This is a genomic window from Rhodococcus sp. LB1 (assembly GCF_001583455.1).
Taxonomy (GTDB): Bacteria; Actinomycetota; Actinomycetes; order Mycobacteriales; family Mycobacteriaceae; genus Rhodococcus_F; species Rhodococcus_F opacus.
The window spans coordinates 16,907-41,024 of record NZ_LTCZ01000224.1; the positions used below are offsets into that span (position 1 = coordinate 16,907).

Consider the following 24,118-nt stretch of genomic DNA (forward strand, 5'->3'; position numbering starts at 1 on the left):
GAGGCATGTCCCTGCCGTTGGCGTCGATCGTGTGCGCGCTGATCGCGGCGTTGCTGTTCGCGTGCGCGTCGGTCGCCCAGCAGAGCGCGGCGTCCGCGGTCCCCGAGGACGCCGCGTTGATGACCACCCTGCTGCGCAGTCCCCGCTGGTGGGCCGGCTTCGTCGGGGACGGCGGCGGGTACGCGATGCAGGCGGTGGCGTTGGCGCTCGGGTCGGTGCTCGTGGTGCAGCCGCTGCTGGTGACGGCGCTGCTGTTCGCGTTGCCGTTGTCGGCGAAGTTCTCCGGGTACCGGCTCAGCCGCACCACCTGGGCCCTCGCCGTCGCACTGGCCGTCGCGCTCGCGGTCTTCCTGGTGATCGGCGACCCCACCGAGGGCAACATCGACGCCCCGTTCCGCGAATGGGTGGTGCCGCTCGGCATCCTCCTGGCCGTGGTGGCGGTCGCGGCCGCCGCGGGAATGTCGAAGATCGACCCCGGATGGCGGGCGCTGCTGCTCGGCGGGGCCGGCGGCATCCTGTACGGGGTGGCGGTCGCGTTCACCAAGTACGTCGTCGAACTGGTGCCCCGCGGGCTGTGGGCGGTGCTGAGCAGCTGGCAGGCGTGGGCGCTCGTCGCCGCCGGCCTGGTCGGGGTGTACCTGCAGCAGCGCGGCTTCCAGGTGGGACCGCTGTCCGCGTCGCTGCCCGCACTGACCATCGCCGAACCACTCGCCGCCGTCTTCCTCGGCATGACCGTCCTCGACGAGCGGCTGCGGGTCTCGGGCCCCGGACTGGTGGTGGTCGGCTGCGCGGTCGCGGTGATGCTGGTGGCCACGATCGGACTGTCCAGGTCGCAGGCCCAGCGGACATCCGGCACCACCGCAACTTCCCCGGTATCGTCGTGACATGTGCAGTTCCTCGACGGGCATCGCCCTCCCTATGACCTGACGTACGACGACGTGTTCCTGGTGCCGAACCGCACCGAGGTCACCTCGCGATTCGACGTCGACCTGGCCACCTCGGACGGGTCGGGCACCACCATCCCGATCGTCGTCGCCAACATGACGGCGGTCTCGGGACGCCGCATGGCGGAAACGGTCGCCCGCCGCGGCGGTCTGGTGGTACTCCCCCAGGACCTTCCGGCGCCCGCCGTCGCGGAGACCGTGTCGTTCGTCAAGAGCAGGCACCTGGTCGCCGACACCCCGGTCACGCTCGGCCCCGACGCCGCCGTGTCCGACGCCCTGGCGCTGCTGCCGAAGCGGGCGCACGGCGCCGTGGTCGTCGTCGAGAACAACCGCCCCGTCGGCGTCGTCACCGAGGCCTCCTGCACGGACGTCGACCGGTTCGCGCGACTGCGCTCGGTGGCGCTCACCGACTTCGTCACCGCCCCCGACTCCGCGTCACCGCGGGAGGTGTTCGAACTCCTCGAGGGCAAACACGACTCCCTCGCCGTGATCGTCCACCCCGACGGCACCCTCGCCGGGGTCCTCACCCGCACCGGCGCCATCCGGGACGGCATCTACCAGCCCGCCGTCGACGGCAACGGGAAGCTGCGGATCGCCGCGGCCGTCGGCGTCAACGGCGACGTCGCCGCGAAGGCCCGCGCCCTGGTGGACGCGGGGGCCGACCTGCTGGTCGTCGACACCGCGCACGGCCACCAGCAGAAGATGATCGACGTCCTCGGCGCACTGAAGAAGGCCGACCTCGGTGTCCCGCTCGTCGCCGGCAACGTCGTGTCCGCCGCCGGCACCCGGGACCTGATCGACGCGGGCGCCGACATCGTGAAGGTCGGAGTCGGACCGGGCGCGATGTGCACCACCCGGATGATGACCGGGGTGGGCAGGCCGCAGTTCTCCGCCGTCGAGGAATGCGCAACCCAGGCCCGCGCGATGGGTGCGCACGTGTGGGCCGACGGAGGCGTCCGTCACCCCCGCGACGTCGCTCTCGCCCTCGCCGCGGGCGCGTCGAACGTGATGATCGGGTCGTGGTTCGCGGGCACCTACGAATCCCCCGGCGACCTGCGGGTGGACCAGTCAGGCAACGCGTACAAGGAAAGCTTCGGCATGGCCTCCAAGCGTGCGGTCGCGGCGCGCACCGCCACGGACACCGCGTTCGACCGGGCCAGGAAAGGCCTGTTCGAGGAGGGTATTTCGAGTTCCCGGATGCGCCTGGACCCGGAACGTCCCGGCGTCGAGGACCTGATCGACCACATCTGTTCGGGTGTGCGCAGCACCTGCACGTACGCGGGCGCGCGGACGCTGGCGGAACTGCACGAGCGGGCCGTTCTCGGTGTGCAGTCCGCCGCCGGGTTCGCCGAGGGCCGCCCGCTGCCGGCCGGCTGGTGACGACCGCATCCTGATGTGCCGGTGGGTGTCCTGTTCCACGGAACCGGACATCCACCGGTATCATGGGTCGCTCAACCACACCAGTTCTCGGCGCCGGACCCGTCCGGGCCGTCGAGGCCGAACGAGAGGACTCCGGTGCCCGCGGCACCCACACACGAAGCAAGCGCCCCACCCGCCGTCTCCGGGAGTGCCGTCGCCTCCTGCTCCGTGGAATCGGACTCCGATTCCGCCGGTTCGGAGGGCTCCTCTAGCGAGCCGGGTGACAAACCCGGCGACCCCCGTTCCTCAGCTCGGCGGCGATGACACATGGAGATCGCGCTCAGCATTCTCGCTCTGCTCGGCTTTCTCGCCCTGACCGCGGGTACCGCGTTGTTCGTGGCAGCCGAGTTCTCCCTCACTGCCCTCGAACGCAGCACCGTCGACTCGCACGCCCGCGACGGTGACCGCCGGGCCCGGCAGGTGCAGCACGCCCACCGCACCCTGTCCTTCCAGTTGTCCGGGGCGCAGCTCGGCATCACCATCACCACGCTGATCACCGGTTACCTGTCCGAACCGGTCCTCGCCCGGTTCATCACCCCAGTGCTGTCCGCGATCGGGTTCAGCGAATCCGCTGCCGCGGCAACGTCGTTGGTGATCGCCCTCGTCCTCGCCACCTCGTTCTCGATGGTGTTCGGCGAACTCGTGCCGAAGAACCTCGCCATCGCCCACCCCCTGCCCACGGCACGTGCGACGGCCGGCATGCAGGCGGCGTTCTCACTCATCTTCAAGTGGGCCATCAACGGGCTCAACGGATCCGCGAACTGGCTGGTGCGACGCCTCGGCATCGAACCGGCCGAGGAACTGCGGTCGGCGCGGTCCCCGCAGGAGCTCGGGTCGCTCGTGCGGACGTCCGCGCAGCGCGGCGCCATCGACAAGGGCACGGCGCTGCTGGTGAACCGCTCGTTGCGGTTCGGGGAACGCACCGCGGAGGAACTGATGACCCCGCGCGTGAAAATCGAGACCCTGTCCACGACGGACACCGTCGCCGACCTGATCGACACCGCCTCCCGCACCGGGTTCTCCCGCTTCCCCGTCGTCGACGGGGACCTGGACGACGCCGTCGGCATCGTCCACATCAAGCATGCGTTCGCGGTGCCCGCCCACCGTCGGCGCACCGCCCGCCTCAACTCGCTCGCCCAGAAGGTCCCCGTGGTGCCCTCCAGCCTGGACGGTGACGCCCTGATGGAGCGGATCCGGTCCGACGGCATGCAGGTCGCGTTCGTCGTTGACGAATACGGCGGCACCGCCGGGATGGTCACGATGGAGGACCTGATCGAGGAGATCGTCGGCGACGTCCGCGACGAGCACGACGAATCCGAGATCGACGTCCAGCGGGTCGGTGACGGCTGGTCCTGCTCCGGGCTGCTCCGCGTCGACGAGGTCTCCGACACCACCGGCTACACCGCACCCGACGGTGAGTACGAAACCCTCGGCGGACTCGTCCTCACCGAACTCGGGCGGATACCCGACGAGGGCGACGAGGTGGAACTCCCGCTGCCCGAGGGCGCGCACGACCCCGGTGGCCGGTGGGTCGCCACCGTGACCCACATGGACGGCCGGCGCATCGACCGGGTCCTGCTCACCCCGAAACCCGACGAGACCGCCCACACCGACAGCGAGGAGGACGACGATGAGTGACCTCTTCGGTGTGCTGCTCACGTTCGTGCTGCTCGGGGGCAACGCGTTCTTCGTCGGCGCCGAGTTCGCGCTGATCTCGGCCCGCCGCGACCGGCTCGAGGCCCTGGAGTCGCAGGGCAAGAAACGCGCCCGCACCGTGATCACGGCGGGCGAGAACCTGTCGCTGATGCTCGCGGCCGCGCAGCTCGGCATCACCATCTGCTCGATCCTGCTCGGCAAGGTCGCCGAACCGGCGATCGCGCATCTCCTCGAGGTCCCGCTCCACGCGGTCGGCCTGCCCGCCGGGCTGCTGCACCCGGTGGCGTTCACGATCTCGCTGGCGCTGGTCGTGGTGCTGCACATCCTGCTGGGTGAGATGGTGCCGAAGAACATCGCACTCGCGGGCCCGGAGCGGACGGCCATGCTGCTGGTCCCGGTGCACCTGCTGTTCATCAAGCTGGCCCGCCCGCTGATCTCCTTCTACAACCTGTGCGCCAACCTGACGCTGCGGTTGCTGCGGGTGGAGCCGAAGGACGAACTCGACGTCACCGTGTCGGCGGTGGAACTGTCCGAGATGATCGGCGAATCCCGTTCCGAGGGACTGATCGACGCGGAAGAACACCGTCGGCTCACCCAGGCGCTGGAGACCACCGACCGCACGGTCAGCGAGGTGATGATCCCCCTCGACAAGGCCCGGACCATCCCCCTGTCGGAGGGCGGAACCCGGCTCGGCGCCATCGAGCAGGCCGTCGTCGAGACCGGGTACTCCCGGTACCCGGTGCGCGCCGACGACGGCTCACTGGTCGGGTACCTGCACCTCAAGGACGTGCTCGACGACATCCTCGACGAGGAGGCCGGACCCGACACCGTGATCCCGCGGTCGGACATCCGTCCGCTGCCGCGCATGTCGACCACCACCCCGCTCGCGGAGGCCCTGGCGAGCCTGCGCCGCGCCAGCTCCCATCTGGGGGCGGCGGCGGACCCGTCCGGGCAGATCGTCGGCATCGTCGCCCTCGAGGACCTCGTCGAGGAATACGTGGGCACCGTCCGCGACGGCACCCACCGCGTCAACGGCGTCAATCCGGGACAGCGAACGAGCTGATCGGATGGACGTTCTGGATGCGTCGGAGTGGATCCCTCGCCGCGACCGGCACCGGGCGAGGGTGTCCGCACTGATCGGACCGCACCTGGAGCGCCTGGAACGCAGCGAGACCCACCCGGTGATCGACTTCCTCTTCACCTATTACAGCTACCGGCCGAATCAGCTGCTGCGCTGGCACCCCGGGTGGGGAACGGTCCTCACCGGCGCGGACGAGTACGCCGAACTCCGCGGGTATCACCGCACCGACCGCGGGGTCACCGTCGACCCGGAGTTCCTGCAGCGCCGCTCGGACACGGTCGCCTTCACCGCACGACTGATGGAGGCGACCGCCGGGCGTCCCACCCACCTGGCCTGCTTCGGCCTGCACGAGTGGGCGATGGTCTACCGATCGGACGAGGTTCGGCACGGCGGCGTCCCGCTGCGGCTCGGGCCGGGCGGCACCGACTCCGTCGTGGAGTCGCTGCACCTGCGCTGCACCCACTACGACGCGTTTCGGTTCTTCACCCCCGCCGCCGAACCGCGGAACAGTGAGCCGTTGACCCGCGAAGACCAGCTCGGGCGGGAACAGCCCGGGTGCCTGCACGCGTCCATGGATCTGTACAAGTACTGCTACAAGCTGGCGCCGATGATCGACTCGGACCTGACCGTCGACTGCTTCGAGCTGGCGCTCGCCGCACGGGAACTCGACATGCGGGCCAGCCCGTACGACCTGACCGCCTACGGGTACACCCCGATCCCGATCGAGACCCCGCACGGCCGCGCCGAGTACGTCCGGGAGCAGTCGGCGCTGGCCGCCCGCGCGGCACCGCTTCGTGCCGTATTGCGCGACCGGTGCAACCGGTTGCTCGCTACCGTGAGCCCATGACTCTCACGGGCTACGACCGCTACTGTGCCGAGATCGTCACGCAGACCGAACTGTTGGCCGCCACCATCGATGGCGCAGCCATGACGGTGCCGGTGCCGGGATGATCCCCACCGTGATCGACTACGGCGACCCCGGCGACTATCTGGCGGCCCGCCTCCCCGTCCTCGCGTTGGCGGCCGGTTCGGTGGCCGCCCTCACCGGCGCCGTCGACCGGCTCGACGCCGTGCACGGGCGGGAACCCCGGTCGTGGCGGCTCGACCCGGAGCGGATCGCCGCGTCGTTCGCGAGCGACCGGCTGCTGCGGGTGTCGGGTTCCCCGGTGTCGGGTTTCGCGGAACTGTCGGGTTTCTTCGCGGCGTCGGACGGCTGGGTGCGGACCCATGCCAACTACCCGCACCACCGCGCGAGACTGTTGGCGGCACTCGACCTCTCGGCCGACGCCGGCCGCGACGCGGTGGCCGCCCGGGTCGGGAACCTGACCGCCGCCGACGTCGAGGACCGTGCCGCCGTAGCGCAGGCCATCGCCGTGCGCGTGCGGACCGCGGCGGAGTGGGCGGCGAGCCCGCAGGGTGCGGCCGCGGCGTCCGGCGACCTCGTGTCCACCGTCGTGCACGCCGAGAGCTCCCGTCCCGGGACACGGCAACGCTCCCGCCGGGAATCCGGCCGGGGGCCGTTGGCGGGGGTGAAGGTCCTCGACCTGACCCGCGTGATCGCCGGCCCCGTCGCCACCCGCACCCTGGCGCTGCTCGGCGCCGAGGTGCTGCGGATCGATCCGCCGTCCCTCCCGGAAATCGTGGTGCAGCACCGGGACACCGGGCAGGGCAAACGATCCGCGCTGCTCGACGTGCGGTCCGCGGACGGCAGGCTCGTGTGGGACAGCCTGCTCGCCGAGGCCGACGTGGCGGTCACCGGGTACCGTCCGGGCGCGCTGGACGGTCTACTCGACGACGCCCCCGACCATCTGGTGCGGGGACGGGTATGCGCGTGGGGCGGCTCCGGCCCCTGGGCGCACCGCCGCGGCTTCGACAGCATCGTCCAGGCGGCGTCGGGGATCGCGAGAATCGAGGGCCGCGACAACACCCCGGGCGCTCTTCCCGCGCAGGCACTCGATCACGCGACCGGCTACCTGCTCGCCGCCGGCATCGTCGACGCCCTCGCCGCGGGGCACGTCGACGGACGCGGCCGCTCCGTCGAGGTGTCACTCGCCCGCACCGGCGCGTGGCTGCTGACCGCGGACGGCCGATCCGAGGATCCGCCGCCGGCCGCGATGCCGGGGCTCCGGTGCCTCACCGCGCACGGCGACCTGGTGACCGCCCGTCCCGCCCTGGCCGAGTTCGACGACTACCCGTCACCGGCCCGGCCCTGGGGTGGCGACACCCCCGGCTGGTCCGGTGTCATACCGTCGCCGTGAACCGCGGGCTCGGTTCCCCCGTCAGATGTCCCGGCGGCACCCGGCGTCCGCACAGCACGAGGAGAAGGTCCTGGGCGGAACCGCGCAGCGGCGCGCCCGCACCGTAGGTCCAGGCGCGGTCGTCCGCCGTCAGCTGCACTCCCGCCAGGTCGGTGCCGAAGTACTTGACGTGCTTCGGGCCGACGCCGCCGAGGACCCGGTCGAGGCGGTCGTCCGGGACCCGCCTGCCCAGGCCGAGCGCCACCGACACGTCGAGACCGTGGATCACGTCGTGGGACAGTGCCCCCTCGAAGCCGCCGCCCGGCGGCTTCCACGGGTGCGCGACGTTCTCCTCCAGCGTGTGCAGCAGCGCGTCGGCGGTCAGGGTCCGTGCGTCCTCGCGGGCCTGCGCGTCCGACATCCGGTTGAAGTTGCCGCGCGCCTTCACCATCTTCAGCAGGATCCGCGGCGTCGACAGGCGGTACGGCATGGTGATGTGCGCGATCACCTCCCGGCTGCGCCACCCCGCGCACAGCGACGGCGCGTCCCATTGCTCCGGCGTCAGTCCCGCCAGCATCGACGCCAGGTCGCGCCGCTCCGCTGCGACCCAGTCCGGTGCCGTGTCCCGTGCCAGGTCCCGTGCCATGTCAGTCTCCTCCGGTCGCCGTGTCGTGCTCTACGTAGGCAGACCGTGCCCGCCGGCGAAACTCATCGCGCGGCCGTGAAGAATGGTCGGGTGAGCACACACGACTACACGCTGACGGTCACCTGGACCGGCAACCGCGGCGCGGGAACGTCGGGCCCGGACGCCTACGACCGCCACCACGTGATCGCGGCGGCCGGAAAACCCGATCTGCCGGGCAGCGCGGACCCGTCGTTCCGCGGCGACGCCACCCGCTGGAATCCGGAGGAACTGCTCGTCGCGTCGCTGTCGCAGTGCCACATGCTCTGGTATCTGGGCCTGGCCGCCGCGGCCGGTGTGGTCGTCGTCGACTACCGGGACGACCCGACGGGAACGATGGTCGAACACCCGGACGGGGCGGGCGAGTTCACCGAGGTCGTGCTGCATCCGACGGTGACCGTCGCGGATGCGGCGATGGCCGCGCGCGCCGAGTCGCTGCACGCCCGGGCGCACGCGAGGTGCTTCATCGCCCGGTCGGTCGCGTTCCCCGTGCACCACCGGCCGACGGTGGTGACGGCGTGAGCAGGCAGCGGCTGATCGTGGACGTCGACACCGGCATCGACGACTCCCTCGCCCTGCTGTACCTGCTGGCCAGCCCGGAGGCCGAGATCGTCGGCATCGCCAGCACCGCCGGCAACGTGCCCGTCGAGCAGGTCGCGGCGAACAACCTGAACTGGCTCGCCCTGTGCGGCGCACCCGACATCGAGGTGGCGCTCGGCGCCCGGGTGCCGCTGGACTGCCCGCTGCGCACCACCGAGGACACGCACGGACCCCAGGGCATCGGGTACGCCGTACTCCCCCTGTCCGGGCGGTCGCTGTCGGAGCGGGACGCCACCACCTTGTGGGTCGACCTGGTCCGCGCCCACCCCGGCGAGCTGACCGGGTTGGTGACCGGGCCGCTGACGAACCTGGCCCTCGCGATCCGCGAGGAACCCGCACTGCCCCGGTTGCTGCGGCGCCTGGTCGTGATGGGCGGGGCGTTCAACCACCCCGGCAACACCACCCCCACCAGTGAATGGAACGTGTCGGTGGATCCGGAGGCGGCCAAGGAGGTGTTCGACGCGTTCTCCGGGCTGCCGGAGGGCAGCCGTCCGATCCTGTGCGGACTGGACGTCACCGAAACGATCGAGATGACACCGGATCACGTCCGGCGGCTGGCGGAGGCGGCGGGAAGCGCACCCGCCGAGATCATCTCCCCCGACGACGGACCGCAGGTGCGCTCGACCGCGTCCAACCCGGTGATCCGGCACCTGTCCGACGCCATCCGGTTCTACATGGACTTTCACCGCACCCACGACCAGGGTTTCCTGGCGCACATGCACGACCCGTTCGCGGCGGCGGTGGCGCTGAACCCGGCGATCACAAGGACCCGTCCGGCCACGGTCGACGTCGAACTGCACGGCCGGCTCACCCGGGGCACCACGGTCGCCGACTGGGTGGGTCACTGGAACCGGGAACCCAACGTCGACATCGCGGTGAGCACCGACCCGGTCGCGTTCTTCGACGATCTCGTCGACCGGGTCGGGCGCTTCGCGAAATCAGTCGGCTGACGCGTCCGTGCCGTCGAACGCGTCGAGGATCTCGGCGGCGGCCAGCGCCGCCGTCAGGGAACCGTCCCGCACCCGCTGTTCGACGTCGCCGCGGATCGCCTTGACCCGGGTGTTGGACGCGAGCCGGCGCAGAAGCTGATCGTTGACCATCGTCCACGTCCAGTCCACCTGCTGGCGGCGGCGGTTCTCCTCGAACTGCCCGGCCGCGGTCAGCACCTCACGGTGCCGGCAGACGGTATTCCAGAAGTCCTCGAGACCGACACCCTCGAGACCGCTCATCGTGATCACCGGCGGCGTCCAGACGGCGTCGTGCGGGTAGATCAGCCGCAGCGCCCCTGCGAGCTCCCGGGCGGCGCCCTTCGCCTCCCGCTCGTGCTTGCCGTCCGCCTTGTTCACGGCGACGAGGTCGGCGAGTTCGAGGACGCCCTTCTTGATGCCCTGCAACTGGTCGCCGGTGCGGGCCAGGGTGAGGAAGCAGAAGCAGTCCACCATGTTCGCGACCGTCACCTCGGACTGCCCGACACCCACCGTCTCGACGAGGATCACGTCGAATCCGGCGGCCTCGAGCAGCACGATCGTCTCGCGGGTCGCCTTCGCGACACCGCCGAGGGTGCCCGACGTCGGTGACGGCCGGATGTAGGCGTCCTTCTCGACGGTCAGACGCGCCATCCGCGTCTTGTCACCGAGGATCGACCCGCCCGTGCGCGTCGACGACGGGTCGACGGCCAGGACCGCCACCCGGTGCCCCTGCCCGATCAGGTGCATCCCGAGCGCGTCGATGAACGTGGACTTCCCGACGCCGGGCACACCGGTGATCCCGACCCGGTGCGCCTTCCCCGATTCCGGCAGCAGCTCGAGCAGCAGCCGCTGCGCCGCCTCACGGTGGTCGGTCCGGGTGGACTCGACCAGGGTGATGGCCTTCGCCAGGCCGGCGCGCTGATTGGCGCGCACGGCCTGGGCGAGGGCATCGATGTCGACTGGAGGCCGCCCCATGCTATTCCGGGGTGCCCGTCAGGTCGTGGCCGAGCTGCGCGGCCAGCTTCTCGAGCAGACCGCTGGCGGCGTCTGCGATGACCGTCCCGGGCGGGAAGATCGCGGCGGCACCTGCCTCGTACAGTTCGGCGAAATCGCCGGGCGGGATGACGCCACCGACCACGATCATGATGTCGGGACGTCCCACTGCGGCGAGGGCTTCCCGGAGCGCAGGCACCAGCGTGAGGTGACCTGCGGCCAACGACGACACACCGACCACGTGGACGTCGTTGTCGGCCGCCTGGTTGGCGACCTCTTCCGGGGTCTGGAACAGCGGTCCCACGTCCACGTCGAATCCGATGTCCGCGAAGGCCGTGGCGATCACCTTCTGGCCGCGGTCGTGGCCGTCCTGTCCCATCTTGGCGATGAGGACACGGGGACGCCGGCCCTCCTCCTCCGCGAACTTCTCGACGAGTTCCGTTGCCTTGTTGATGTTGTCGACCTTTCCGGCCTCGTCCCGGTACACACCGCTGATGGTCCGGATCTCGGCCTGGTGACGCCCGTACACCTTCTCGAGCGCCTCGGAGATCTCGCCGACCGTCGCCTTCGCGCGGGCCGCATCGATCGCCAGGGCCAGCAGGTTGTTCTCCATCGAGACATGACCCGTCGCTTCGCTCGCCCCGGCCTCGGTGGTGGCCGCGGCGCGGCTCAGTTCGGCGAGCGCCGCCTCGACGGCGTCCGAGTCGCGGTCGGCGCGCAGCCGGTCCAGCTTCTCGAGCTGCTCCTTGCGGACCCGCGAGTTCTCGACCTTGAGGACCTCGATCTCGTCGGCCTCGTCCGGCACGTACTTGTTGACGCCGACGAGCGGCTGCCGGCCGGAGTCGATGCGGGCCTGCGTGCGGGCCGCGGCCTCCTCGATCCGCAGCTTCGGGATGCCCTCGCTGATCGCCTGCGCCATGCCGCCGGCCTCTTCGACCTCGGCGATGTGTGCGCGGGCCCGGTTCGCCAGCTGGTGGGTGAGCCACTCGACGTAGTGCGATCCGCCCCAGGGGTCGATGGGACGGACGGTCCCCGACTCCTGCTGCAGCAGCAGCTGGGTGTTGCGGGCGATGCGGGCGGAGAAGTCCGTCGGCAGGGCGAGGGCCTCGTCGAGGGCGTTGGTGTGCAGCGACTGGGTGTGCCCCTGCGTCGCCGCCATCGCCTCGACGCATGTGCGGGCCACGTTGTTGTAGACGTCCTGCGCGGTCAGCGACCAGCCCGACGTCTGCGAGTGGGTGCGCAGCGACAATGATTTCGCGGACTTCGGTTCGAACTTCGCGACCAGTTCACTCCACAGCAGGCGACCCGCCCGCAGCTTCGCGACCTCCATGAAGAAGTTCATGCCGATCGCCCAGAAGAACGACAACCGGGGCGCGAACTTGTCGATCTCCATGCCGGCGTCGAGGCCGGCGCGGATGTACTCGACACCGTCCGCGAGGGTGTACGCCAGCTCCAGGTCGGCGGTGGCCCCGGCCTCCTGGATGTGGTAGCCGGAGATGGAGATCGAGTTGAACTTCGGCATCTTCGCGCTGGTGTACGCGAAGATGTCGGAGATGATCCGCATCGACGGCTTCGGCGGATAGATGTAGGTGTTGCGGACCATGAACTCCTTCAGAATGTCGTTCTGAATGGTTCCGGCCAGCTGCTCCGGGGCGACACCCTGCTCCTCGGCGGCCACGACGTACAGCGCGAGGATCGGCAGCACCGCACCGTTCATGGTCATCGAGACGCTGACGCTGTCGAGCGGGATGTGGTCGAACAGCTGACGCATGTCCAGGATCGAGTCGATCGCCACCCCGGCCATGCCGACGTCACCCTGCACCCGAGGATGGTCGGAGTCGTAACCGCGGTGCGTCGCCAGGTCGAACGCCACCGACAGACCCTTCTGCCCGGCCGCGAGGTTGCGGCGGTAGAAGGCGTTGGATTCGGCGGCGGTGGAGAAGCCCGCGTACTGGCGGATCGTCCACGGCTGGTTCACGTACATGGTGGGGTACGGTCCGCGCACGAACGGTGCGGCGCCGGGGAAACTGCCCACCGGGTAGCCCTCGGCCTCGGCGGCGTCACGGTCGGCCTTGGTGAAGACCGGTTTGACGTCGATGCCCTCGGGCGTGGACCACACCACCTGTTCGGGGCTGTAGTGGTTGGCGGCCGCGGCGGATGCGATCAGCTCGTCCGTCTGCTCCGGGGTCGGGGCGGACGGCTGCGGAAACTGCGGATCCTCCAGTGGCACGTCGGCGAAGCTGCCGATCGCGTGCTTGACCTCGCGAGTAGTCACTTCTTGCTCCCTGTGTCGCCCGAGGAGTCACTCGAGCTCTCGATGGTGTCGAGCAGGCCGGACAGGACCGAGACTGCGTCGATACGGGCGGTGACGAATCCGTCGGGCCGGGCGGAGCCGTCCGCGTCGGCGACGACCTTCTCGGGGCCGGCGAGCAGCACGGTGCCGACACCGGCCGCGCGCAGTTCCTCCACGGCGGCCGTGGCCTCGGCGGCGTACCGCTTGTCGGTACCGCAGATCACCGCGATGCCGGCGCCGGAGTCCTTCGCGGCGGCGGCGATGCTGCCGTCACCGATGGCGAGGGGACCGGGGTTGCGGGCTTCGATGCCGCCCGATGCCAGCAGGTTGGTGCTGAACGTGGTCCGCACGTTGTGCTCGGCGACGGGGCCGAGCGGGGCCAGGAAGACGGCGGGTCGTGCACCGTGTGCCGCCAGGAAGGTGTCGGAGCGGTCCCGCAGCGCCTCGAACGCCGCGGCGTACCGGGCGACGCTCCCGGTCTCGGCGGCGCCCGCGGGCAGCGGCGCTTCCGCGAGGTTGGGGAACTCGTTGACCCCGGTGACGGTGGTCTTGCGGTGCGCGATGTCCGAATCACGTTGGGCGCGGGTGGACGCGATCCGGTCGCCGATCAGGCCGGCATCGAGCGCGGCGAGGTAGCCGCCTGCCGCCTCGATCTGCTGGAAGAACTCCCACGCCTTGGCCGCCACCTGCTGGGTGAGGTCCTCGACGTACCACGAGCCGGACGCCGGATCGAGCACCCGGCCGAGATGCGACTCCTCGAGCAGCAGCAGCTGGGTGTTGCGGGCGATGCGGGCGGCGAAGGTCTTCGACACACCCAGCGCCCCGGCGGGTAGTGCGGCGTCGAACGGCAGCACCGTGACGGCGTCCGCGCCGCCGACACCGGCGCCGAACGCGGCGAGCGTCGTGCGGAGCATGTTCACCCACGGATCGCGTTGCGCCATCATCGCGGCCGAGGTGACCGCGTGCTGGGGAGCGCCGCCGAAGTCGGAGGCGCCGCACACCTGGGCGATCCGCGCCCACACCAGCCGCGCCGCCCGGAACTTGGCGATGGTCTGGAACTGGTCGTCGGTGGCCGAGAACCGGAAACCGAGCTGCCCGAGCGCCTGCCCGATGGTCAGGCCGCTCTCGGTGAGGGCCCTCAGGTATTCGAGGCCCGCCGCGATCGCCGCGCCGAGTTCCTCGGCGTCGGACGCGCCGGCGTTGTGAAACACGGTGCCGTCCACGGTGATTGCCCGCACGCTCTCCGAGCGCGCCGCGGACTCGGCCGCGAGGGCCACCGCGTCGCCGAGCTCCACGTCGGCGACACCGGAGAACGCGCTCGTGAGCGGGGCGGTCCCGAGGTCGACGCGGACTGCGGTGCGGTCGGTGACCCCGTCACCCGCCGCGGCACGCGCGTCGAGCAGCGCGAACAGTGCTCGCGCCGCGGGTGGTGCGTCCGTTCCGGCGTCGAGGGTGAGCGGGGCCAGGTCGAGGAGCACCCCGTCGAGCGCCGTCTCCAGCGACCGGATCGGAAGGTCGGCGCCGCCGACGGCGAGCCACAGCGCGCTGACACCGTTCTCCAGCGCGTCGAGGACGGAGCGGTTGACGTCCGCCGCCTCCGCGCCCTCGCCGAAGCGGGCGCTGACCAGCCAGCCCGCGTTGACGTCCCGGGTGGCGTCCGCGCCACGCACATAGGGGAAGGTGCCGGGCAGGGGCTGTTCCGGACGCTCGTCGCGCGGGCTGTACAGCGGCGCGACGGTGACACCGTCGTAGGTGACGGTCTCGAGGAGCTTCTGGGGTTCCGGACCGAGTTCCGCGGCGTCGATCCGACGCGACTTCGCGAGGACTCCGGCCACGGAGTGCTGCCAGTCGGCGTACGCCCGCGCAGCTTCCTCGGCTTCTGAAGCTAATGACACGGTGTCGGCTTCCTCTCCCTGATGAGCGATCGATCAATACGTTGTGTGACTGTGATGCTAGCCGCAGTTCGGCGCCCCCTATCGTGAGGATCACCACACGATGCATAACCTCAGGTCATGAGCATTGCGCACGAACCGGTGGTCACCGATCGCACCGCCACTCAGCGGTTGTTCGGTCTCGGCGCGCCGGCCCGGGACGTCGACGACCGCGGCGAACCCCTCAATCGTATGAGCATGGAGATCGGCGCGCTCGCCCCGAATACCGCCCGGACCGCCTACGGCGGCGTCCTCGCCGTGCTGCTCGACGATCTCCTCGGATTCACCGTCTGGGACCGGCGCGGAATCCGCGACGGCCTGGTCACGGCCGAGCTGTCGGTGGACGTCGTGACACCCAGGCGGTGGCAGGGACCGACGCTGAGGGCCGAGAGCCGGCTCCTCGCACTCACCGCCGACGGCGGCACCTCGACCGCCCGCGTCCACGACTCGGCGGGCACCCTGATCGCCACCGGCACCCTGTGGGGCAACTTCGTGGACCTGCCGGCGCCGGGCGCGGACGGGTCGGCCCTCCCCGACTTCCCGGAACCGGGGGTCGCGCCGCTCGACTGGATCGGTGGGCGGATCGAGGACGGACCCGGCGTGCGGGTCGTGGTGCCGGCCAACCCGCTGGTCGCGAACAAACTCGGGTTCATGCACGGCGGCGTCCAAGGCTGCGCGATGATCTCGCGGCGAACGCGGCCCTGAGCCGGGACGGCGCGGACATGGACACGGCGTCTGTGCGGATCAACTATTTCCGCCCGATTCCCCTCGACCGCGACACGACGTTCACCGCGGACGTGGTCAGGGCGGGCCGCTCGGTTGCGGTGGCCCGGGTGGCCGGGACCTCGGGCGGACGGATCTGCGTCGAGGCGACCGTGACCGGGCGCCGACGCCTGTCCTGACCGGCGCTCGCGACGCCCCGCACCGGTCACCCGGGTAGCCTGGTGCCCTGTGAAGAGACGCCTCGGGGACCGCAGGGTGATCGGCGTCGCCGTACTGGCAGTCGCGCTGGTCGTCGTGGCGCTGCTGGCCCCGCACCCGTCCGTGCCGCAGGTGCGGGAATGGGCGCGGTCGGTCGGGCCGGCGTTCCCGCTCGTCTTCTTCGCCGTGCACGCGCTCGTGACGGTGTTCCCGTTCCCCCGCACGGTGTTCACGCTGAGTGCCGGTCTGCTGTTCGGTGCGTGGCTCGGCATCGCGATCGCGGTGCTGGCATCGACGGTGAGTGCCGTGCTGGCCCTCTACCTGGTGCGCGCCGTCGGCCGGGACGTGGTGTGGCAGCGCATCTCCAATCCGACGATCCGCCGGGTGGACGAGCGGATCGCCCGGCGCGGCTGGCTCGCCGTCGGTTCGCTGCGACTGATCGCGTTCGTCCCGTTCTCCGTGGTGAACTACTGCGCCGGGGTGTCCTCGATCCGGCTGGTCCCGTACGTGCTGGCCACGGTGGTCGGTGTGCTGCCGGGGACCGTCGGCATCGTCGTTCTCGGCGACGCCCTCACCGGGGAGACGAAGCCGGGACTTCTCGTGCTGTCCGCGGTGTGCATCGTCGCCGGAATCGCCGGGCTGGTGGTGGACTCCCGGCGGCCGCTGGACAGTTCCGGCGACACGATGCCGGACGTGGCCGTCGACCGCCCCGCCGAGGACGAGTCAATAGCGCAGCCTTGAACCCAGCTAGTCAAGCGTTGAGTCTTGACATCTTGGTATCCAGTTTCTAACCTTGACCCATGTTCGTGTTGACGGTCGACCAGCGCGGAAGCCGCCGCGACGTCGACCGCGTCGCCCAACTCCTCACCGAATTCGCGAACCGTGACCTCGTCCGACCGTTCCAGCGGACCGCCGGCGACGAGGTCCAGGCCGTGGTCGCGGACCCGGCCACCGTCGTCGACCTCGCACTCGACCTCGTCGGACGCGAACATTGGAGCATCGGCATCGGCACCGGACCCGTCGAAGAACCCCTCCCCGCCGAGACCCGGGCCGGGCGCGGCCCCGCGTTCGAATCCGCACGAGTCGCCGTCGACCGCGCCAAGAGCGCCCCCGGCCGGGTGGCCGTCGAAGGCTCCGACACCGAGAGCGCCGCCGACGCCGACACCGCCCTCACCCTCGTCGCGGTCCTCGTCGCGCGCCGCACCGAGGAGGGCCGCGAGGCCGTCGAACAGATGCGGCACGGATCCACCCAGACCGAGGCGGCCCACGCGCTGGGCATCAGCAAACAGGCAGTCTCCCAACGACTCTCCACCGCGGGCTGGCACGTCGAGACCGCCGGACGACGACTGGCCGAACGACTCCTACGCAAGGCGGACACGTGACGACCCTCGCACTCATCGCCCTCGGCGTCGCCGCCGTCGCACCCCTGATCCTCGCGGCGCCCCGCAGCCCCCGCTGGATGTCGCAGTGGGCGGCGCCGATCGTGGTCGCGCTCGCCCTGGCCGTCGCCGCGCTCGCCGCCTCCGCCACCACACCGGTCACGGGCTTCGCGCTCGCCGCGACCCTCGTCCTGTGCGTCGCGGCCGCCACCACCGGCGGGGCACCCCTCGTACTCGCCGCGTTCCGCATCGCGCGCCGCCAGCCCGACGCCGGGTCCGACCCGCGGCCCGACGCCGGGCCGCTGCGCGGCGGACGGATCATCGGACTCCTCGAGCGTGCCGCCGTCGCGGCCTCGATCCTCGCGGCCTGGCCGGAGGGCATCGCCGTCGTCCTGGCGGTCAAGGGACTGGCCCGCTACCCCGAACTCCGCGAACCGCACGCGTCGGAACAATTCATCATCGGCACGTTCACCAGCGTGCTCTGGGCGATCGCGGTGTGCGGAACGGGACGCGCCCTCATCACCTAGCCGTCCCCGCCACCGGTGCGGGACATTCACCCCCGGGGGTGCACAGAACCAGCCCTGGGGGTGGTGGGATCGCTGCCCGATGCGGACGAGAGTCGTACTCGTCCGCATCGAGGGAGAAAAGTTTCGTGCCTACCGATTTCGTGTCACACGTCCGCGCCCAGGTCGCCACGTACGGCGACGACCGGTACTACACCTACCACCGTGAGGTCGGCCGCGAACTCGTCGCCGAGGAAGTGACCTACCGCGACCTGGATCGGGACGCCCGCGCGCTGGCGGTGTGGCTGTCGACCCGGCCCGAGGCCGAACATCCGGTCATGCTGCTGTACGTCGACGGAATCGATTTCCTCCGCGCGTTTCTCGGGTGCCTCTACGCCGGGGTGGTTGCCGTCCCCGCCCCCGTCCCCCACGACGTGCGCAGCATGCAGCGGGTCGCCACGATGTTCGCCGACGCCGACGCACGCCTCGTCCTCACCACCGCCGCGGTCGCCGAGCCGCTCGACACCTGGATCCGCGACTCCGGGCTCGCCGGCACGGTCTCCGTCGCCGCGACCGACACCACCGAACCGGCCGATCCCGACGACTGGCGGCTCCCCGACCTCGACGGCGACACCCTGGCCTTCCTCCAGTACACCTCCGGTTCGACCAGCGAACCGAAGGGGGTGATAGTGACCCACGGAAACCTGCTGCACAACGCCGCGGCCATGACCCGCGCCAACGGCGCCGACGACACGGTGACCGGCGCAGGCTGGCTCCCGCACTTCCACGACATGGGCCTGATCGGGATGCTGCTGCTGCCGATCTACTTCGGCGGCAATCTCGTGTTCATGTCGCCGATGTCCTTCCTCAAGCGGCCGGTGCGGTGGCTGCAGCTGATCGACCGGTACCGCGCCGACATGACCCTCGGCCCGAACTTCGCATACGACCTCGTCGCCCGCCGGATCTCCGACGATCAACTGGCCGGGCTGGATCTCTCCTCGGTGCGGGTTGCGCTGAACGGGGCGGAACCCATCCGGCCACGCACCCTCGACGCAGTGACCGACCGGCTCGCACCCTTCGGCTTCCCTGCGGGCGCATTCTTGACCGCGTACGGGATGGCCGAGGTGACCCTGCTCGCGACCGCGAGCGAGGTGGGCTGCGCCCCAAGGTATCTCGACGTCGACGCCGACGCGCTGGAGCGCCACGAGCTCACCCCGAGCGCCGGTGGTGTCCGGCTGGTCAGCAGCGGCCGGCCGTTCGGGTGCGACATCCGCATCGTCGACCCGCACACCGGCCGGGAGCTGCCGCACGGCCGGGTCGGGGAGATCTGGATCTCCGGCGGCAGCGTCGCCGCCGGCTACTGGAACCGGCCCGACGAGACCGAGGAGAAGTTCCGCGCCACCCTTGCCGGCGACGGACCGTACCTGCGCACCGGCGACCTCGGCGTGACCGACGACGACGGTCACCTCTACGTCACCGGCCGACTGAAGGACCTGCTGATCGTCAACGGCCGCAACCTCTACCCGCAGGACGTCGAGGAGGCCGTGCGGGAGCTGCATCCGGCGCTCACCGGTGCCGCCGGGGTGGTGTTGTCGATGGATACCGGACAGCACGAGCGGCTGCTGGTGATCCACGAGGTCAAGACCGCGCTGATCGACGACCTGACGCTGCCCGGCCTCGCACGCCGGATCCGGCTCGCCGTCGCCCGGGACTTCGACGTCCACGCGCCGAGCGTGGTGCTCGTCGACCGGCACGGAGTGCACCGCACCACGAGCGGGAAGGTCCAGCGCAGATCGATGCGCGCGTCGTTCCTGCAGTCCCGCGTCGACGCGGTGCTCCACGAGGAGATCGACCCGACGGTGCAACGCCTCCGGGCCACCGCCGTCGCAGCCCCCGCCTGACCCCCGATCACCGACCCGAGAGAACCCCGATGCGTATCCCCGAAAAGAGCACCCCGCGCGACCACGCACCCGTCATCGACTGGCTCGCCGGACGGGTGGCCTTCCACACCGAACAACCGGTGCGCGAGATCGACCCCCACCTGCCCCTCGCCGAAATGGGAATCGAATCGGTGTCCGCGGTGAGCCTGTGCGGCGAGATCGAGGACCGCTGGAACCTCGAACTCGATCCCACCGTGGTGTTCGACTATCCGACGATCGCCGAGATGGCCGTCTTCGTCGTCGGCGAAGCAGCCCGGTACCGGACGGCCTCATGACCGACGTCGCCGTCGTGGGCCTCGACTGCCGCTTCCCGCAGGCTCCCGACGCCGACGCGTTGTGGCGGCTGCTGATGGGCGGCGGCGACGGAATCACCGGCGTCCCCGCCGGGCGATGGAACGCGGACGACATCTACGACGCCGCCGGCGGTCCCGGCTCGGTGAACAATCGCAGCGGCGGGTTCCTCGCCGACGCGGACGCGTTCGACCACGAATTCTTCGGCATCGCGCCCCGCGAGGCCGCGGCGATGGACCCGCAACAGCGGCTGCTGCTGCAGGCGGCGTGGCGGGCCTTCGAGGACGCCGGCCTGGACCCGTGGGCGCAGGCCGGGTCGAACACCGGCGTGTACGTCGGCGTCATGGCCAACGAGTGGAATCTCCAGATGCGTGACGCCTCGCGCATCACCCCCCAACTCGGCAGCGGTAACGGCTATTTCATGACCGCCAACCGGGTGTCCTACCACCTGAACCTGCAGGGCCCGAGCATGGCGATCGACACCGCCTGCTCGTCGTCCCTCGTCGCCGTCCATCTGGCCTGCGCGGCACTGCGGTCCGGGGACTGCGATCAGGCCCTCGCCGGAGGCGTCAACCTCACCCTGACCCCCACGGTGAACGTCTTCTACACCCAGGCCGGGCTGTCCGCGCCGGACGGCCGGTGCAAACCGTTCAGCGGAACGGCCGACGGCATCGGTCGCGGCGAAGGTGTCGCGGTACTCGTGCTGCGCCGGCTCGAGGACGCGCAGGCCGAAGGCCTGCCGGTCTACGCGGTGATCAAGGGCAGCGCCGTCAACAACGACGGCCGCAGCAACGGGATCACCGCACCCAACCGGTGGGCCCAGCAGCAGGTCGTCCAGACGGCCTACCGCCGTGCGGGTGTCACGCCCGCCCAGGTCGCGTTCGTCGAGGCCCACGGCACCGGAACGGTGCTCGGCGACATGATCGAGAGCAAGGCCCTCGGTCACGTCCACGGGGTGACCCGGCCGCAGCCGTGCGCGATCGGATCGATCAAAGGCAATCTCGGCCACACCGAGGGAGCGGCCGGCGTGGCCGGTCTGATCAAGGTGGCCCTGTCCCTGCACCACCGCGTGGTACCGCCCAGCCGCTACGCGGAGGACGCGAACCCGCGACTCCGCCTGGCGGACAACGGCCTCCGACTCCTGTCCGAGCCGATGACGCTGCCCGGCGGTGATGTGCACGGCGCCGTCAGCAGTTTCGGGCTCGGCGGCACCAACGCCCACATGCTGCTGGCCTCCGCGCCCGCCACCGACCCCGCCGCGGCGAGCGCCGGCGGCGGCGTGCTCACCCTGTCGTCGAACAACCGGGAAGGCCTCGCCCGCAACGCCGCCGTCCTGGCCGACGATCTCGCACGTCCCGGCGTCGACCTGGGCCGGGTGTGCTGGACCACCAACACGGTCAAGGCATCCGGTCGCCACCGCCTCGCGCTCACCGCGCACGACCGGGACGAGGCCGTCGCGGCGCTGCGCGCGGTCGCGGACGACGAAGACCTGCTCGAGTCGCTGTCCGGCGCGACCCGCCCCGTGAGCATCGGCTGGTTCTTCACCGGTCAGGGCGCGCAGTACCCGGGAATGTCCCGCGCACTGCACGAGCACCACGGCGGCTACCGGCGCGCACTGTCCGACGTGGACGAACGGATGACGCCGCATCTGGGCCGCTCGGTGCGGGAGATGCTGTTCGATGCCGGTGACGAGATCCATCGGACCGAGTTCGCGCAGCCCGCCCTGTTCGCGGTCGAATACGCGCTCGCCCGGACACTCGGCGAGTTGGGTGTCGAACCGGCGTGGCTGGTCGGTCACAGTGTCGGCGAGTACGCGGCCGCGGCGCACGCCGGAGTGTTCGGCCTGGACGACGCGTGCCGGCTGATCGTCGCGCGGGGACGGCTCATGCAGCAACTGCCCGCGGGCGGCACGATGCTCGCAGTCCGGGCCACCCCGGACGAGGTCGCCGACTTGCTCGCCGGCGAACCCGCGGCCGCGCTGGCGGCGGTGAACGGGCCGCGCGACGTGGTGCTGTCGGGGGCGGCCGACGTGCTCGAACGCCTCGGCGCCGCACTGACCGCGACCGGATTCCTCGTCCGCCGGCTGACCCTGTCGCATGCCTTCCACTCCCCCGCCATGGCGCCGATGCAGGATGCGTTCGCGGAGGTCGCCGCCGACTGCGCGTACCGGCCGCCCGAGATCCCGATCTTCTCGACCACACGCGGGCGGCTGCTCGACGTCGACGAGCCGATGGACGCGGCCTACTGGACCGACCACATCACGGCGGCCGTGCGGTTCGCGGACGCCGCCGCGGCCGCCCTGACCTGCGATCCGACCCACCTGATCGAGGTGGGCCCCGCACGAATCCTGTTGCCGCTGACCGCCCGCGCCCATCCCGACTCGCCCGCGCGGCACCTGGCGCCGTGCCCCGGCCCGGCCGCCACCGGCACCGAACTCCCCGACACCCTCGCCGCCCTGTACCGGGACGGACTGGGCCCCGCGTGGGATGCGCTGTACGAGCCGGAGGCCCGAGTACGCCGACGGCTCAGCGGGTACCGGTTCGCGACCACCTCCCGGTTCTGGACACCCGACGACGCACCCTCCGCCGTGGTGCAGACCGCCGACACCGCATCGCCCACCGTCACACGAGAACCCGAGGACACCACCATGGACCAGCTGATCGCGCTCTTCCGGGAACAGGCCGCCGTTCTCGCCGCTGCCGCCAACGGCGTACCCGCGGTAGCCCTCCCCGCCCCGGCGACGCCGGACGCCGTGCCGGGTCCCGGGACAGCGGTCGGCGACGTCGCGACCAGGGTGCGCACGGAAGTCGCACGGGTCAGCGGATTCCCCGCGGCCGCACTGAAGGTGACACAGACGATCGTCGGCGACCTCGGATTCGACTCGATCATGATCACCGACCTGTTCGGCGGGGTGAGCCGGGCATTCCCCGGTCTCGTCGTCGAACCGAACTGGTTCTCACCGAGCCGCACGCTCGGCGATGTGATCGAGCACGTGACCGCGCACCACGCACCCGGCTCGCGCCGCACAATGGGGGTCGTCCCGGAACCGGAACCCACCGTGGCACCCGAGTCCCGTATCGCGGAGTTCCCGGAGGTTCAGGCGCTGGCCGCCCGGCTGACCTCGGCCGAGGGGCTCGGGGTCACCAACCCGTACTTCCTCGTCAACGACGGCGTCACGCGGGATACGTCGACGATCGGGGGCGCGGAGGTCGTCAACTTCTCCAGCTACAACTACCTCGGCATGTCCGGGCACCCCGCCGTCGTCTCGGCGGTGCAGGACGCGGTCGCCCGCTACGGCAGTTCCTGCTCGGCCAGTCGCGTGCTGTCCGGGGAGAAGCCGGTACACCGCGAACTCGAGGCCGAACTGGCCGGCCTGCTCGGCACCGAGGACGCGATCGCCCTCGTCAGCGGGCACGCCACCAACGTGACGGTCATCGGTCACCTGCTCGGGGAGGGTGACCTGGTGATCCACGACAGCCTCGCGCACGACAGCATCCTGCAGGGCTGCGCACTGTCCGGCGCCACCCGACGCCCCTTCCCGCACAACGACCACGCCGCGCTCGACGCCCTCCTCACCGCCATCCGATCGCAGTACCGGCGGGTCCTCATCCTCATCGAGGGCGTCTACAGCCAGGACGGCGACATCCCCGACCTGCCCGCGATGATCGCGGTGAAGAAGAAGCATCAGGCACTGATGATGATCGACGAGGCGCACAGCATCGGGGTGCTCGGCGCCACCGGCGGGGGCATCGGCGAGCACTTCGCCGTCGACCGCGACGACGTGGAACTGTGGTCGGGCACGATGTCGAAGGCCCTGGCCGGCTGCGGCGGCTACGTCGCGGGCAGCGCCGCGCTCATCCGCTTCCTGAAGTACACGACACCCGGTTTCGTCTACAGCGTCGGGATGACGCCGATGAATGCCGCGGCGTCCCTGGCCGCGATCCGGCAGCTGCGCGCCGAACCCGAGGCGCTCGACCGGTTGCGTCGCAACTCCCGGCTCTTCCTGCAGCTCGCCACGGACGCCGGAATCGATACCGGGGACACCGAGGACACCCCCGTCATCCCGTGCATCGTCGGGGATTCACTCCGCACCCTCGCACTGTCCAACGCCCTGCTCCGGCGCGGCATCAACGTGAACCCGATCCTCTACCCGGCCGTGCCCGAAGACCTCGCGCGGTTGCGCTTCTTCGTCACCTCGTGCCACACGGAGGACCAGATCCGGTCCACGGTGGCCGCTCTCGCCGAAGAACTCGCCACGCTCGTCGCGGCGGCGTAGCGCC

The 24,118-nt window shown here is 70.9% G+C and carries 20 protein-coding genes; 16 read left to right on the top strand and 4 right to left on the bottom strand.

The window, feature by feature from the left end; all coding sequences use genetic code 11:
- The first annotated feature begins 5 nt into the window (after positions 1-5).
- From AZG88_RS26685 to AZG88_RS26715, 6 genes are all read left to right on the top strand, one after another.
- Positions 6-884 (top strand): DMT family transporter, encoded by an 879-nt coding sequence (locus AZG88_RS26685; RefSeq protein WP_061044138.1) that lies wholly within the window; start codon positions 6-8, stop codon positions 882-884.
- Between the two features lie 3 nt (positions 885-887).
- The gene (locus AZG88_RS26690; protein ID WP_005246071.1) at positions 888-2,324 is read left to right on the top strand and encodes a GuaB1 family IMP dehydrogenase-related protein; all 1,437 of its coding nucleotides are present in this window, start codon (positions 888-890) and stop codon (positions 2,322-2,324) included.
- A gap of 306 nt (positions 2,325-2,630) precedes the next feature.
- Positions 2,631-4,001 carry a hemolysin family protein gene (locus AZG88_RS26700; RefSeq protein WP_005246070.1) on the top strand — a complete coding sequence of 457 codons (1,371 nt, stop codon included), beginning with the start codon at positions 2,631-2,633 and terminating at the stop codon, positions 3,999-4,001.
- Positions 3,994-5,082, top strand: a complete 1,089-nt coding sequence (locus AZG88_RS26705; protein ID WP_061044139.1) for a hemolysin family protein — start codon at positions 3,994-3,996, stop codon at positions 5,080-5,082. Before AZG88_RS26700 ends, AZG88_RS26705 begins: the two co-directional genes overlap by 8 nt.
- Positions 5,083-5,086: 4 nt before the next feature.
- Positions 5,087-5,947 carry a hypothetical protein gene (locus AZG88_RS26710; RefSeq protein ID WP_061044140.1) on the top strand — a complete coding sequence of 287 codons (861 nt, stop codon included), beginning with the start codon at positions 5,087-5,089 and terminating at the stop codon, positions 5,945-5,947.
- A gap of 100 nt (positions 5,948-6,047) precedes the next feature.
- Positions 6,048-7,358, top strand: a complete 1,311-nt coding sequence (locus AZG88_RS26715) for a CoA transferase (RefSeq protein ID WP_061044141.1) — start codon at positions 6,048-6,050, stop codon at positions 7,356-7,358.
- On the opposite strand, the gene AZG88_RS26720 is transcribed toward AZG88_RS26715, so the two are convergent.
- Entirely contained in the window at positions 7,342-7,971 is a 630-nt protein-coding gene (locus tag AZG88_RS26720; protein ID WP_025432553.1) for a maleylpyruvate isomerase family mycothiol-dependent enzyme, read from the bottom strand. The genes AZG88_RS26715 and AZG88_RS26720 overlap by 17 nt on opposite strands.
- Before the next feature lie 102 nt (positions 7,972-8,073).
- Here AZG88_RS26720 and AZG88_RS26725 point away from each other — a divergent pair, with 102 nt between their 5' ends.
- Together AZG88_RS26725 and AZG88_RS26730 are read left to right on the top strand one after the other, a co-directional pair.
- Positions 8,074-8,541 carry an OsmC family protein gene (locus tag AZG88_RS26725; protein WP_025432552.1) on the top strand — a complete coding sequence of 156 codons (468 nt, stop codon included), beginning with the start codon at positions 8,074-8,076 and terminating at the stop codon, positions 8,539-8,541.
- Positions 8,538-9,569, top strand: a complete 1,032-nt coding sequence (locus tag AZG88_RS26730) for a nucleoside hydrolase (protein WP_061044142.1) — start codon at positions 8,538-8,540, stop codon at positions 9,567-9,569. The genes AZG88_RS26725 and AZG88_RS26730 overlap by 4 nt, the downstream gene beginning before the upstream one ends.
- Here the strand turns inward: AZG88_RS26730 and meaB are convergent.
- Genes meaB through mutA form a run of 3 tightly spaced genes read right to left on the bottom strand, consistent with a single transcriptional unit; the run spans position 9,558 to position 14,768 of the window.
- Positions 9,558-10,562: a methylmalonyl Co-A mutase-associated GTPase MeaB gene (gene meaB, locus AZG88_RS26735; RefSeq protein WP_005246064.1), complete on the bottom strand. Its 1,005-nt coding sequence runs from the start codon at positions 10,560-10,562 to the stop codon at positions 9,558-9,560. The genes AZG88_RS26730 and meaB overlap by 12 nt on opposite strands.
- A gap of 1 nt (position 10,563) precedes the next feature.
- Positions 10,564-12,855 (bottom strand): methylmalonyl-CoA mutase, encoded by a 2,292-nt coding sequence (scpA, locus tag AZG88_RS26740; RefSeq protein WP_005246063.1) that lies wholly within the window; start codon positions 12,853-12,855, stop codon positions 10,564-10,566.
- The gene (gene mutA / locus AZG88_RS26745) at positions 12,852-14,768 is read right to left on the bottom strand and encodes a methylmalonyl-CoA mutase small subunit (protein ID WP_061699663.1); all 1,917 of its coding nucleotides are present in this window, start codon (positions 14,766-14,768) and stop codon (positions 12,852-12,854) included. The genes scpA and mutA overlap by 4 nt, the downstream gene beginning before the upstream one ends.
- Before the next feature lie 117 nt (positions 14,769-14,885).
- Here mutA and AZG88_RS26750 point away from each other — a divergent pair, with 117 nt between their 5' ends.
- From AZG88_RS26750 to AZG88_RS26780, 8 genes are all read left to right on the top strand, one after another.
- A complete protein-coding gene (locus AZG88_RS26750) occupies positions 14,886-15,509 on the top strand; it encodes a PaaI family thioesterase (protein WP_231914209.1) in 624 nt (207 codons plus the stop codon).
- A 17-nt stretch (positions 15,510-15,526) separates the two neighbouring features.
- Positions 15,527-15,706 carry an acyl-CoA thioesterase domain-containing protein gene (locus AZG88_RS54205; protein ID WP_231914210.1) on the top strand — a complete coding sequence of 60 codons (180 nt, stop codon included), beginning with the start codon at positions 15,527-15,529 and terminating at the stop codon, positions 15,704-15,706.
- Positions 15,707-15,755: 49 nt separating this feature from the next.
- The gene (locus AZG88_RS26755) at positions 15,756-16,466 is read left to right on the top strand and encodes a TVP38/TMEM64 family protein (RefSeq protein WP_005247281.1); all 711 of its coding nucleotides are present in this window, start codon (positions 15,756-15,758) and stop codon (positions 16,464-16,466) included.
- 59 nt (positions 16,467-16,525) lie between these two features.
- Positions 16,526-17,107 carry a hypothetical protein gene (locus tag AZG88_RS26760; protein ID WP_061044144.1) on the top strand — a complete coding sequence of 194 codons (582 nt, stop codon included), beginning with the start codon at positions 16,526-16,528 and terminating at the stop codon, positions 17,105-17,107.
- Positions 17,104-17,631, top strand: a complete 528-nt coding sequence (locus AZG88_RS26765) for a hypothetical protein (RefSeq protein WP_025432547.1) — start codon at positions 17,104-17,106, stop codon at positions 17,629-17,631. The genes AZG88_RS26760 and AZG88_RS26765 overlap by 4 nt, the downstream gene beginning before the upstream one ends.
- A 125-nt stretch (positions 17,632-17,756) precedes the next feature.
- Complete coding sequence (locus AZG88_RS26770) at positions 17,757-19,508, top strand: fatty acyl-AMP ligase (protein WP_061044145.1); 1,752 nt, start codon at positions 17,757-17,759, stop codon at positions 19,506-19,508.
- Between the two features lie 29 nt (positions 19,509-19,537).
- On the top strand, positions 19,538-19,822 hold the full coding sequence (locus tag AZG88_RS26775; RefSeq protein ID WP_061044146.1) for an acyl carrier protein: 285 nt from the start codon (positions 19,538-19,540) through the stop codon (positions 19,820-19,822).
- Complete coding sequence (locus AZG88_RS26780; RefSeq protein WP_061044147.1) at positions 19,819-24,114, top strand: type I polyketide synthase; 4,296 nt, start codon at positions 19,819-19,821, stop codon at positions 24,112-24,114. Before AZG88_RS26775 ends, AZG88_RS26780 begins: the two co-directional genes overlap by 4 nt.
- The last annotated feature ends 4 nt before the right edge of the window (positions 24,115-24,118 follow it).